We start from the raw sequence: 12,579 nt of genomic DNA, 5'->3' as shown, positions 1-12,579 counted from the left end.
CGGATTTGGGGTGGGGGGAATGAACCAGCACGAGGAGCAGGCTCCTGAGGTCTCCGAAGCGGCGACCGTGTCGGATTCGGAACGGCTGCTGTTCGGCGGGGAGCTGGCGTACGACGTCGGGTGGGACCAGCATGAAGGCGCCTGGCTGAAGCTCGGCCTGTGGACGATGGCCAAGGGCCTGCCCCGGATGGTGGGTACCGGACTTCGGCTCGCGCACGTCGCCGACGCCCGCGCCCTGCGTGTGGTCCTGGGCGCTGAAGTGGGGCGCGGAATCGTGCAAGCCGCCGGGCTTGTCGCGGTCAACGGTGTCCTGGGGCACATCCTGGCCGGAGGCGGGACACGGGAGCGTCTGACCAGCGCGTTTCCGGCGCTCATCGTTGTGGCGGTCGCGGCGCTGGCGGGTTCGCTGCTGCGGTCCGCGTCCACGGCCGCCACCGGTGAGCTGGAGCCCAAGGTCCAGCGGGTGGCCACCGAGCAGTACCTGGGGCTGGTGCACCGGGTGGAGCTCGCCGCGATCGAGGACGACGAGTTCCACCGGCTGCTGGACGCCGCCCGCTACGGGGCGGACTCCGCCCGTCGCATGATCCGGTACTGCACCAACACCCTGAACTCCGGAATCTCCCTGGTCGCGGCGGCCGGCGTGCTCACCGTGCTTCACCCCGCACTCCTGCCGCTGCTCGTGCTGATGACCCTGCCCAGCGGGTGGCGGTCGCTGAAGATCTCCCGGCAGCGCTACATCTCCTTCCACACCTTCGTCCAGCACGCCCGCGCCGGACACCTCCTGGGTCAGCTCCTGACCCAACGGGAGGCGGCCGCCGAGGTCCGCGTCCACGAGGTCGGGCCCTTCCTCCTCTCGCACTTCCGGGAGATGGCCGAGACCAGCGAGCGCGAGCAGACCCGCCTGGCCCGCAGCGCCGCGAAGATCGGCCTCATCGCCGACGGCGCCTCCGGCGCCGCCACCCTGCTCACCTACGGGGCGCTGGGGCTGCTGCTGTGGAGCGGCCGGATGGACCTCGCGGTCGCCGGCACGGCGGTCCTGGCCATCCGTACGGGGTCCTCGAGCCTGGACGGCCTGGTCGTGCAGATGGCCGACCTGCACCAGGAGTCCCTGTTCGTCGCCGACTTCGAGCGGCTGTGCGTGGAGGCGAAGGCGCGGGCCATCCCGGAGAGCGGCGAGGACCTGCCCGAGCAGGTGCGGGAAGTCCGGTTCGAGAAGGTCACGTTCACCTATCCGGGCAGCGGGGACCAGGTACCCGAGCCCACGCTGCGGGAGGTGTCGCTGTGCTTCCCCATGGGCAAGGTCATCGCCCTGGTCGGGGCGAACGGCTCGGGCAAGTCCACCGTCGTCAAACTCCTGGCCGGTCTCCACCAGCCGGACCCGGGCGGAGGGACGATCTGGTGGGACGACGTGGACGCGGCCGTGGCCGACCGAAAGCAGATCTTCGCCCGCGTCGGGCTGATGTCACAGTCCTTCTTCCGGTGGCCCTTCACCGTACGCGTCAACATCGGCATCGGTGATCCGACCCTCCCCATCGACGACCAGGCCGTGCGGGAGGCCGCGGGGTTCTCCGGCGCCGACCGGTTCATCGCGGGCCTGCGCCGGGAGCTCTCCACCCTGCTCGGCCGCGGCTACCGGGGCGGGCAGGAAGCCTCCGGCGGGGAATGGCAGATGATCGGGATCGCCCGCGCCTGGTACAAGCGTGCGCAGATCCTGGTGGTCGACGAGCCGACGAGTGCCCTCGACGCGGTCGCTGAGCAGCGGGTCTTCGACCAGATCCGCGATCTGGCCGCCGCAGGTCAGACGGTCGTACTGATCACCCACCGCCTGCACTCCGTGCGCCACGCGGACCTCATCCACGTCATGAAAGACGGGCGGCTCGCTGAGTCCGGGACCTTCTCCGAGCTCATGGACGAGACCGCCGGTACGGGCACCGGGGACTTCCGGACCGCGTACCGGATCCAGGCCGCGGCGTTCGCAGACAGCATTCCCGGCCCGCGTCTGGCCGCCGACACCAGCACGAAGGAACTCTCATAAGTGTCGTGCTGCAAGACCGAACCGGCTCAAGCTCCGATGTTCTGGAGGGCTCCCAGAATCGGGGTACCCGGGCGTCGCGATGGCAGGCGCTCGGGATGCCGGAAGGCTCCACAATGGCCGCCACTGCAACGGTGCCGCTTCCTCTCGTCGACGGGCACCACCCCCTCTACCGCGCTCGCTTCGGGTTCCCCACGCGGTTCCAGACCCCCGACGGCACCGACGTGACCGATGCTTTCGGATGCGTCGCTCTACCGCGCAAGGCGCACCGCGAGCACTGCGCCGCCCACGAATTTCGTGGTGGTCTTCGACGCAGAGGACGGCTCCACCACGCCCGTCGGCGCCCCCTTCCCGACCCGGAGGAGTTCCACGTGACCGCCCTGTCCACCGAACCCCACGGCACCGCGGCCCTGTTGGTCAACTCCGCCGGTGAGTACCTGCTGCATCTGCGGGATGCCAACAAGCCGTACATCTGCGACCCGGGCACCTGGTCCATCCCCGGCGGAGACCGCGAAGGCGAGGAGACCTGCCGCCAGGCGGTAGAGCGCGAACTCTTCGAGGAGACGGGCCTGAGGGTGCCGCTGGAGCCGCTCACCATCGTCGACTCGCACGGCCCCACCGGAGCCAAGGGGCGGATCCAGGTGTACGTCGGCTCCTGGGACGGCGACGACAGCACGCTGCCGTGCCCCGAAGGGATCATGTTCAAGTGGTTTCCCGCAGCGACCACGGCCTGGCTGACGATGTGCCCGTGGGCGGCCGAGGCCATCGCTTTGCACCAGAGGACCGCTCCCGTTCCGGCCCCCCGGCCGGCGAGCCTTCGGGCCCGGGCGGGCGACGGCCGGCCCCGTCTCAACGTCATCGGCGTTCACCTCTACCTCCAGCGCGAAGACGGCATGATCCTCCTCGGGCTGCGCCACCCCGACAGCGCTTTCGCCGGCGGCACCTGGCACTTCCTCGCCGGTCATCTCGAAACCGAAGCCGCGGTCGCCGGACTGATCCGCGAGGCAGAAGAAGAGGCGGGCCTGGTCATCGCGCCCCAGGACCTCGACCTGGTCCACACGGTGCACATGCTCGACGAGGACGGTGACGATCAGCCCCGTCTCCAGCTGGTCTTCCGGGCCCGCACATGGTCGGGGACCCCGGAGGCCCGAAAGCCGGACCGGTGCCTGGAATGGGGCTGGCACGACCCGGCCCGGCTTCCCGAGCCCCTCGTCCCGTACACGCGGGCCGCGATCGAGGCGATCGGCCAATGTCGCGCCTACACCGAACTGGGCTGGGCGTAGCCGCGAGTCAAGGAGACAACGTGCACGATCAGCCGGTCGCCGACGCCACCATCCCGCACCCCAGCACCGAGCTGCCGCCCGACCCGGTGAGCGGGTTCTGGTGCGCCCTGAACTTCCTCCACCCGGGCCTGGTGCGTCACGGGGGCGCTGATCACCTGGTCATCGGGGCGCCCGCGTGCGGCTCCTGGGCCGCCGCCCGCCGAACGCACGGTGGTCGCGCACGCGGTCGCGGCGGAGGACTTCACCCCGGTCACCCCCGGCGACCAGGCCGATCTGATCACGATCTGCCGGCCCTTCCACTGGATGAACAGGCCTGCGGTCCTGGCCGTCGCAGACCGGGTGGCCACGCCGAAGGCCGCTGTCGCGATCATGGGCGATGGCAGCCTCTGGACCCATGACGCGGAATGGAGCTCCGCGCTGAAGGACCTCATCCGCTCCGAGCTCGGTACAGACCGCCGCGCCGGAACCACCGGCACCTACAACGAGCCCGGCCGCCGCTACGAGGACGACCTGGCCCAGTCACCGTTCAGCGCGGTCACCGCTCACCGATTCCTCCTCACCCGGACCTGGACGCCGCAGAGCGTGGTCGGCTACCTGCGCTCCACCAGCTTCGCGCGGGCCGACCTGTTCACCGACCACGTCCGCTTCGAGAACCAGGCCCGCGCCCTGCTCGAAGAGCGCGCCCAGGACGGCCTGCTGCACGAAGAGTTCGTCTTCACCGTGCTCCTCGCCCGCCGGCCAGGGGCCGCACAGTGAGCGGCGGGCCGCAGCACACGTGCCGGTCGATGTCCACCTGATCCTGCGCCGGGACGGTGCGACGGGACCGGAGGGGCCGTCACACCGCTCTGTTGTACGGGCCGACCGACCCGCACCCCGGCCTGACCTCCGTGAAGACCACGCTGAAGGAGCACCCCGCCCATGAGCACCCCGCCCACCATGCAGGCCTGGCACGACCACTACGACCGCGGCATGGACTTCAAACCGCTGACCGACGACGAGAAGGCCCTCCTCCAACAGCACTTGTCGCTGTCCGACGGCGAGCATGGCGCCCGTGCGCTGGATGTGGCCTGTGGGACGGGCGAGGTGGCACGGCTGCTGGCCGCAGCCGGGTACCGGGTCGACGCGGTGGACTGGGCCGACGCCGCCCTCGACCGCGCTGAAGCCACGAACGCGGAGGCGACCGCGATCAGCTATCACCGGCTCGACGTCACCGGCGGTGATCTCGCCGCCCTCGCCGTCGACGGCGGGTACCGGGTCATCACCATGCGGCGCGCCCTGGCGCACCTGCCCGACCGGACCCGCACTGTCGCCGAACTCGCCGTCCTCCTCACGCCGGACGGCACCCTGTGCGTGATCACCCCGCATGCCGACCGGCACCCGGCCAAGCTCCGTTCGATCTGCCTGGATGACACCGAGATCGACCTGCTGTGCGATGCCTGGGACCACGCCGAGCGCATCGAGGCCGGCGGGTCCACGGCCTTGCTGCTGCGCGGGCCGAAGGCCGCGGCCGTGGTCTACGAGGAGAAGCGGACACCGAAGGCGGCCGCGATGGCAGGCGTCGCGGTCGTCGTCACCAACACCCGAGGGCAGCTCCTCCTCGGCTGGAACAACGCGCGCACCATGTGGGAGCTGCCGGCCGGGAAGGTCGAGCCTGGAGAGCCCTTCCAGGTCACGGCGGTGCGGGAGCTGGAAGAGGAGTCCGGGCTGGTGACCGCTGCGGATGCGGTGCTGCTGCTCGGCACCCTGTGCGACGCCACGGTCGGCGGGTTCACGCGCGTCACCGAGGTCGCCAGGGTCACCGATTTCACCGGCGAGCCGACGGTTCGGGAGCCCGATCTGTCCCGTTGGGAGTGGCACAACCTGTCCGACCTGCGGAGCCTGCCGCAACCCCTGTTCACGGCCAGCGCCCAGGCCGTGAACGTCGTCTGGCCCGGCCTGCTGCCCGACGTACCGGCCGCGCACCACACCCCACGCCCGGCCGGAGACATCTCGCTCGGGTTCGGGGAGCCGGCGAGCGCCCGGCGGCTGCGCGAGCGGCTCGCCCAGGATCTGTCCGACGCCGGATGGGCCGACACCGACGAACTCCGGCGGGTTTTCGCGACCGTGCCCCGGCACGCCTTCCTGCCCGAGCAGCCTCTTGACCGGGCGTACGCGAACGAGGCCGTGGTGACCGTCTTCGACGAGACGAGCGGCCGGTCGATGAGCTCCGTGTCCCAGCCCGAGATGCAGGCCGTCATGCTCCGCCAGGCCGGACCGGCCGGGATTCGGCGGGGAGACCGGGTGCTGGAGATCGGGGGCGGCGGCTACAACGCGTGCCTGGCCGCCGAACTGGTCGGCCCGACCGGGTCGGTGCTCTGCATGGAGATCGACCCCTACGTCCATGCCCGCACGGTGCACTTCCTGACCGAGACCGGTTACGCGGACCGTGTCAGGGCCGTCCTCGGCGACGGCACCCACGGGGCTCCCGCCCCGCTCGTTCCGGCGGAAGGCTTCGACGCGATCATGGTGACGGTCGCCGCGAACGACATCCCGGCCCCCTGGCGCGACCAGCTCCGTGAAGGCGGACGTCTGGTCCTGCCGCTGCGGATCGGCGGGTTCACCCGAGCGGTCGGGTTCCGCAAGTGGGCCGGGGCGCTGCACTCGGACGGCATCAGCGTCTGCGGATTCGTTCCGATGCAGGGTGACGGGCGGTGGGACGAGACACCGGACCCGATCGGGCAGAGCGGCTACGGGATCCGCTGGGAGGACACCTCGCCGGCCCCGCTCGACGGCCTTGACCGAGCCCTCACCGCCGCGGGGGCCGACGTGCGGACCGGGGTGAGCGTCGTCGAGAACGAGTCCTTCGAGGACCTCCAGCTCTGGCTGGCGACATCCGTGCCCGGATTCTGCCGGCTGACCGGGGACCGCGAGCAACCCGGCCTCCTCCGCCTGCCCAAGTACATGGACGCCATGGCGATGGTGTCCGGCGGGTCCCTGGCCTGCGTGGTGGTCGAGCGCCTCGAACAGCGGACGGAGCACGGCGGCATGCCCCCGTGGGAGTTCCGCGTCCAGGGCTTCGGACTCGATGGCAAGGCCGCCGCCGACACCCTGGCCGACGCCGTCCGGGCGTGGGACCGGCACCTACGCGGACGTGCCACCCCCGCGTTGACGGTACTGCCCGCGGACACGCCCGACAGCTTCCTCCCCGCCGGCCATGTCATCGAGAAGCCGACGGTGCGCATCGTGACCAGCTGGCCCGGGCGTGACGGCGCCCCCGGCGGAGGCCTTGGGCAGGGCACGGTCGAGGAAGGCGGCATCGCACGGTGATCATCTGGGTCAACGGGGCGTTCGGAGTCGGCAAGTCGACGTTGGCCGCCGGGCTCCGTGCTGCGTTGAGGGGATCGGTCGTAACGGACCCGGAGGGCGTCGGCGCCCTCCTTCGTCCGAGCCTGGCCGGCCACCCCCGCAGGATGCGCGATTACCAGGACTACCCCGCCTGGCGGCGCCTGAGCGCGAGGGAGATGTTCGAGCCGCTCGCCGAACTGGGGACCTTCCACCACGTGGTTCTCCACGCCGGCCCTGACCTGCTCGAAGCCCGGATCGCGGCCGGCCGCGAGTACCCGGGCGACGACACGCGCAGCGAGGCGGTCCGTGCCCACCGGCGACGGCGAGCCTGCGACCACCGGCAAGCCGAATCCGGCTGGCTGCGCCGCACGGCGTCGCAGAATGTCGATACCAGCGACCTCGCCCCCGGGCACACCCTCCAAGCAGTACTCGCATGCCTCCCGCTTTCCCCTGGCAAGCCGTGATCAGACCGGAGATTCGCACCGTGACCAGTCCTGTAGCCTCCCGTACGTTCCGGCTCGGGACCCGCCCGAGCCCCATGGCGATGGAGCAGACCGGCCGCTTCGCCGATGCCTTCCGCACCCGTCACCCCGGCATCGCCCTCGACGTCCACGAGATCGTCAGCGAGGGTGACGCGCACCGCGGTCCTCTCTCCGAACTCGGAGGGAAGGGTGCTTTCACCCGCCGGGGTGACGCGTACCTGCTGGAGGGCCGTGTCGATGCCACCATCGCCTGTGCCAAGGACGTCCCCGGCCCCCACGACCGGGCCCCCGGGATCACGGTCGGCGCGGTCCTGCCCCGCGAGGACGTCCGCGATGTCCTGGTCCTGCCCGCCGGGCACCCGCCCGCCACCCTGGACGACCTGCCGCCCGGCACCCGCGTCGGCACCAGCGCACCCCGCCGGGCCGCCCTCCTCAAGGCCCTCCACCCGAAACTGATCCCCGTACCGATCCGCGGCAACGCCGACACCCGGATGCATGCGCTCGACGCCGGGACCCTGGGCGCGGACGTGATGATCGCCGCCCTGGCCGGGCTGCGCCGACTCGGCCTCGCCGACCGGGCCTCACAAATCCTGGACCCCACCCTGTGGTTGCCGGCTGCGGGCGCCGGGATCGTCGTCATCGAGCACCGCTCCGACGACCGGACCACCGGAAGGCTCCTCGCCCCGCTCACCCACGCCCCCACCCACGCCCGCCTGGACGCCGAGCGGGCCGTCCTCGCCGGGCTCGGCGGGGGCTGCCTCACCGCGGCTTCCGCCCACGCCACCCTCGCCGCGAACGGCCGCGTCACCGTCCACGCGGCCGTCCTCGACCCGTCCGGTGGCCCCGCCCTGCGCACCGAGACCTCGGGCCCTGCCGGACAGGCGGCTGAGATCGGCCACGCCTCCGCCCACGCGCTCCTGGATGCGGGCGCGGCCCGCCTCCTCGCCGTCACCCCCGAATAGCGCATCCGAAGACTCGCCCCGAAGCAGCAGCACGCTTGGCCCAAGGCCGCCGGAAGCCAGTCCGGGTTTCCCCTACTGCGGAGCTCATCCCATCCGAAACCCCCTCCTCATCACCATCACCGGCGCCCCTGGATCCGGGAAGTCCACCCTCGCCCGGGCACTCGCCGCCGAGCTGGGTTGCCCCGCCGTCCTGCGCGACGAGATCAAGCAGGGGATGGCGGCGAACGTCGAGATCCCACAAGTGGACACCGACCGCCTCAACGCCGCTGTCCTGGAAGCCTTCTTCGGTGCACTGGGCGTCCTGCTCCGGGCGCAGGTCACCGTGGTCGCCGAGGCCGCCTTCCAGGACCGTCTCCGGCGGCCCGGTCTGGACTCCGCTGACCATCCCACCCTCCTCCGCGCGCAGCTCCGAGAAAGGTCCACCCATGACGCCCTCCCCCGTGCCGTCCCTCCTGGCAGTTCTGGCACACCCCGACGATGAAGTCCTGCTCGCCGGCGGTGTCCTCGCCCAGTACGCGGCCGCGGGCGCGGCGACCGCGGTGGTCACCGCCACCTGGGCTCCCGACAGCCACCGGGCCGCTGAGCTCGCCGACGCGCTCGCGATCCTGGGAGCCGGGAAGCCCCGGATGCTCGGGTACGCCGACGCCCGGGTTCCCCACTCCGCTCCCGGACGGCCCCGCCTGTGCGACGCCCCGCTCGACGAGGTGATCGGACTGCTCGTCGGCCACATCCGCGAGCTGAAGCCGACCATCGTGATCACACACGACCAGTACGGCCAGCTCACGGGACACGCCGACCACACTCACACCCACCGAGTGACCCAGCTCGCCGTCCACGCCGCCGGCCTCCCCCACCTCTACCCCTACGCTGGTGAACCCTGGAAGCCCTCCGCCCTGTATGCGGGAACTCACCCGGACTCCGGCATCGGTGACCTCGGCCCCCTCCTCCAACGTGTCGGCAAGACGGTCCGCAGCGCGCCCGATGCGCAGGTGACAGCACGCGTCGACGTGAGCCCCTTCGTGGCGACGAAATGGGCAGCTCTCCTCGCGCACCGGAGCCAGACCGAAGGCCCGCGTGCCCTGCCGGCTCTGCTGTCCGGCCTCACGGACGACGCCCGGCACCGGATCCTGGCCACCGAGTGGTACACCCGCCTGGACAGCGGACCCGTACCCGGTCCCGTACAGGACAGCCTCACCCCGCCCGTGCCGGAACCAGACGCCCTGTGGGGCACGATCGGCCGGCTCAGCGAGTTCTTCACCGGCCTGGACACCGAACGCGGGATGACCCCGGAGCAGCAGTGGACGCTCCAGGTCCTCAAACTCACCGAGGAGGTCGGCGAATCAGCGCAGGCCGTGGTCGGTGCCTGGGGAACGAACCCCAGGAAGGAGCGGAGCACCTGGCGGAACGTGCAGGAAGAGGTCGCCGATACGGCCATCACGAGCCTGGTCACCTTGCACCGGATGCTCGGAGCCCAGGCCCCCGGCTTCCTGTTGGACGTGCTCGCCCAGAAGTCCGCAAGGTTCCTCCCTCCGGCCGGCACTGGAGGGGACCGGTGAACGGCGTAGTACGGGGAGACTGCTCCAGAGCGGTCGCGCATCCGCTGCGATTCACCGACACCCCCCGGTCGTATTTCTCCTGGCAGGGCTCACCGGCTCAGGCGGACGGCGGAGGAGACCCCGGTGATCCTCGACAACCTCGTTCGCGGGCGCAGGGAGTTCACCGAGGGGCGGACCTTTTACGAGGGCGACATCGCGAACGGCGCACTGGTCGACCGGATTTTCTCGGAGCACCCGGATGTCTCGGCCGTGGTGCACTGCGCCGCCTTGATCGTCGTCCCGGAGTCGGTCGCGGACCCGATCGGCTACTACGAGGCGAACGTCAGCAAAAGCCTGTCCTTCGTCAGCCACCTTCACCGCAACGGCTGCGACCGCATCGTATTCAGCTCGTCGGCCTCCATCTACCAGGCCGATGACGGCTCCCCCGTCAACGAGAACTCGCCGCTGGCGCCGCAGAGCCCCTACGCACGGACCAAGGCCGTGTGCGAGCAGATGTTCACCGACATCGCCGCGGCCGGGCCGCGGGTTCTGTCGCTGCGGTACTTCACAACCCCGTCGGCGCCGACCCTCAGCTGCGTACTGGCCTCCAGCTCAAGCGGCCCAGCCACGCGTTGGGCGTGCTCATCCAGGCGCACCAGGAAGGCCGACCGTTTCCGATCACCGGAACGACCTACCCGACGCGCGACGGCACCGGCATCCGCGACTACCTGCACGTCTGGGACCTGGCGCAAGCCCACGTCGCAGCGATCCAGCGCTTCGACTCCATCCTCACGGACACGAAGCGCTCGACCGCGATCAATCTGGGCACGGGCAACGGCACCACCGTCCGTGAGCTGTGCGAGGCCTTCAACGCCGTTGTCAGCACGCCGCTGGCCACGGTCGACGCCGACCCGCGCCCCGGCGACGTGGCCGGCGGCTACACCAAGAGCAACCGCGCGGCTGAGCTGCTGGGCTGGGCCCCCAAGCTGTCCCTGGAGGAGGGCATCCGGTCAGCTCTGGACTGGATCCCGCTCCGCGACGAGCGGCTGAAGGACTGACCCACACATAGCGGCCGCCGAGAACCGGCTTCCCGAAGGAGCCGGTTCCTCGCGTCTTCCACCCCGACCTCACGGAGAGCGACGACGCAGCTCGCGGCCATCGTCGAGCTCGGCGGTGAGGTGGAGCTCCCAGCCACCCGTAACGGGCGCTTCAGGGACGCGGTCATCCCAGAAGGCTGCGCGGTCAGCGCCGGCCGCCGCCGATGCGGCGGTCGTCGGCCAGTGCGGTAAGCGGGCCGAACTCGCGGGCAAGCTGGTTCCACGTCAGAACCTCGCCACAGCGGGCCGGGAATTCCTTCGGGTTGAACTCGGGCATGGTCCAGGTGCCAGTGCCCCGGTCCCGCAGCCACAGGTCCCCGTCACCGTCGACCACAGTCGGCGGGACCGGTACGGGCTCGGCCTGATCGGTGGGCTCCCAGGTGACCCGGCCCGGGTGGGAAGCGCGGCGCAGCTCGGTGGTGGCCAGCCGCGCGGCCAAGTCACGGGTGGACTCTTCGGCGTCCTTGACCGACGCGAGTCGGTATGCGTCGTCAAGTACGGGCAGGGCTGGATTCTTGCTGCGCTTTGAACTCATACGCTGACTACCTCCGGTGGGGGGCGTCACATCCGTTATGGCACCCCGTAGAGGAACACGGTATCCGAGGCGGGAGCCGGGTCGGCTACGACCACTGTCCAGATGGAGCCGCCGGCACACCGGGCAGTGGGGCCAAAGGTTGTCCCGGAAGGCTCGGGGCGTCGAACCACCGGCACCGGAGGCTGTTGCACCCCGTCCGACTCCCTCCCTCCCTCCCGAAAGAAAAAGCGGAGGGCTGGGCCCGAATGCCGCACCCAGCGCTGGTCCACACGAAGCAGCAGGTCAGCGGAGCCTGCCTCTGGGCTTCAGGTGGGTCGGCGGGAGCTCGGGGGCCGGGATCGGAGGGCCGTCGTAGCCCTTTACGTCGCCGAAGCGGGTGCCGGTCATCCAGTCTTCGCGGGCTTGGGCGATGTCGTCGTGGGAGCGGCCGATCCAGTTCCAGAACATGACGATCTCCTCCTCGAACGGTTCGCCGCCCAGGAGCATCAGGCTCGCGTCCGAGGCGGCGCGCAGGGGGAGGGTGGTGCGGCCGCAGCCGAGGTAGAGCATCGAGCCCGGGAGGAGGGGGACGTCGTCCACGTGGGCTTCGCCGGACATCGAGAGGACCGCGTACTCGAAGTCGGGGTTCAGCGGGAGGCGGGTCTCGGTGCCGGAGGCGAGGGTGAGGTCGGCGCCGACGATGGGCGTGTACGCCGTCCCGGGGGAGGTGGCCGTGTCGAGGGTGCCCAGGATGACGGTGGCCGTGAGGCCCGGGGCCGTGACGTGCGGGAGTTCCGGGTGGTGCTGGAAGTGCGGGGCCACGTCCCGGTGGGCGCCGGGCAGGGCCACCCACAGCTGCGCGCCGTGCAGGAAGCGGGCGTGCGGACGCGGGCTCTCCTCGGAGTGGCTGATGCCCCGGCCGGAGGTCATCAGGCCGAGCTCGCGCGGGCGGATCGTGGCGAGGCTGCCGACGCTGTCGCGATGCAGCACCTCGCCCTCGTGCAGCCAGCTGACCGTCTGGAGGCCGCAGTGGGGGTGCGGAGCGACCTGCATGCCGGGTTCGTCCGCGATGTCGTCGGGGCCGTAGTGGTCGACGAAGCACCAGGCCCCGACCATGCGGCGGCCCAGGTTCGGCAGCAGGCGGCGGACCTCGGTGGACTCCCCCAGCTTGACGGTGCGCGGGCTGAGGAGCTCGCGGACCGGCTCGGCGACGACGAAGCCGCGTCCGCCGCAGGTGGCGAGAGCGGGCTGGCGATCGAGATTGCTCATACCGCACAACCTAGTGCGCCGTGGAAGGCGTACGGAATGCGCGGGGCCGGTCCGCTGTTGCAGAGGCCGACAGTGACGGGA

At 71.1% G+C, this 12,579-nt stretch carries 10 protein-coding genes and 2 pseudogenes; 10 read left to right on the top strand and 2 right to left on the bottom strand.

What is annotated here, in order from left to right; translation table 11 throughout:
• Positions 1–19: 19 nt before the first annotated feature.
• The 10 genes and pseudogenes from ACZ6ZT_RS00885 to ACZ6ZT_RS00840 all read left to right on the top strand — a co-directional run bounded on the left by ACZ6ZT_RS00885 (position 20) and on the right by ACZ6ZT_RS00840 (position 10,676).
• Entirely contained in the window at positions 20–2,035 is a 2,016-nt protein-coding gene (locus ACZ6ZT_RS00885) for an ATP-binding cassette domain-containing protein (RefSeq protein ID WP_469714261.1), read from the top strand.
• Between the two features lie 368 nt (positions 2,036–2,403).
• Positions 2,404–3,315, top strand: a complete 912-nt coding sequence (locus tag ACZ6ZT_RS00880) for an NUDIX hydrolase (RefSeq protein ID WP_469714260.1) — start codon at positions 2,404–2,406, stop codon at positions 3,313–3,315.
• Positions 3,316–3,525: 210 nt separating this feature from the next.
• Complete coding sequence (locus tag ACZ6ZT_RS00875; protein ID WP_469714258.1) at positions 3,526–4,071, top strand: hypothetical protein; 546 nt, start codon at positions 3,526–3,528, stop codon at positions 4,069–4,071.
• Positions 4,072–4,233: 162 nt separating this feature from the next.
• Entirely contained in the window at positions 4,234–6,621 is a 2,388-nt protein-coding gene (gene fxlM, locus ACZ6ZT_RS00870; RefSeq protein WP_469714257.1) for a methyltransferase, FxLD system, read from the top strand.
• Positions 6,618–7,103 (top strand): P-loop nucleotide/nucleoside kinase family protein, encoded by a 486-nt coding sequence (locus ACZ6ZT_RS00865; protein ID WP_469714255.1) that lies wholly within the window; start codon positions 6,618–6,620, stop codon positions 7,101–7,103. The genes fxlM and ACZ6ZT_RS00865 overlap by 4 nt, the downstream gene beginning before the upstream one ends.
• Before the next feature lie 20 nt (positions 7,104–7,123).
• Positions 7,124–8,083, top strand: a complete 960-nt coding sequence (hemC, locus tag ACZ6ZT_RS00860; RefSeq protein ID WP_469714252.1) for a hydroxymethylbilane synthase — start codon at positions 7,124–7,126, stop codon at positions 8,081–8,083.
• Positions 8,043–8,564, top strand: a complete 522-nt coding sequence (locus tag ACZ6ZT_RS00855) for a P-loop nucleotide/nucleoside kinase family protein (RefSeq protein ID WP_469714249.1) — start codon at positions 8,043–8,045, stop codon at positions 8,562–8,564. The genes hemC and ACZ6ZT_RS00855 overlap by 41 nt, the downstream gene beginning before the upstream one ends.
• Positions 8,509–9,258, top strand: a pseudogene (locus tag ACZ6ZT_RS00850) (PIG-L deacetylase family protein); the annotation flags it as partial. The gene ACZ6ZT_RS00855 and the pseudogene ACZ6ZT_RS00850, both read left to right, overlap by 56 nt.
• A 504-nt stretch (positions 9,259–9,762) precedes the next feature.
• Positions 9,763–10,131: pseudogene (locus tag ACZ6ZT_RS00845) on the top strand (NAD-dependent epimerase/dehydratase family protein); the annotation flags it as partial.
• A 125-nt stretch (positions 10,132–10,256) separates the two neighbouring features.
• Complete coding sequence (locus ACZ6ZT_RS00840) at positions 10,257–10,676, top strand: GDP-mannose 4,6-dehydratase (RefSeq protein WP_469714248.1); 420 nt, start codon at positions 10,257–10,259, stop codon at positions 10,674–10,676.
• A gap of 184 nt (positions 10,677–10,860) precedes the next feature.
• Here ACZ6ZT_RS00840 and ACZ6ZT_RS00835 read toward each other — a convergent pair whose 3' ends face one another.
• Together ACZ6ZT_RS00835 and ACZ6ZT_RS00830 are read right to left on the bottom strand one after the other, a co-directional pair.
• Complete coding sequence (locus ACZ6ZT_RS00835) at positions 10,861–11,250, bottom strand: hypothetical protein (RefSeq protein ID WP_469714246.1); 390 nt, start codon at positions 11,248–11,250, stop codon at positions 10,861–10,863.
• Positions 11,251–11,532: 282 nt separating this feature from the next.
• A complete protein-coding gene (locus tag ACZ6ZT_RS00830; protein ID WP_469714244.1) occupies positions 11,533–12,498 on the bottom strand; it encodes a pirin family protein in 966 nt (321 codons plus the stop codon).
• Positions 12,499–12,579 lie beyond the last annotated feature (81 nt).

It is taken from the genome of Streptomyces sp. NPDC102258 (genome assembly GCF_055584685.1).
This window is presented reverse-complemented; position numbering and strand designations above follow the sequence as displayed.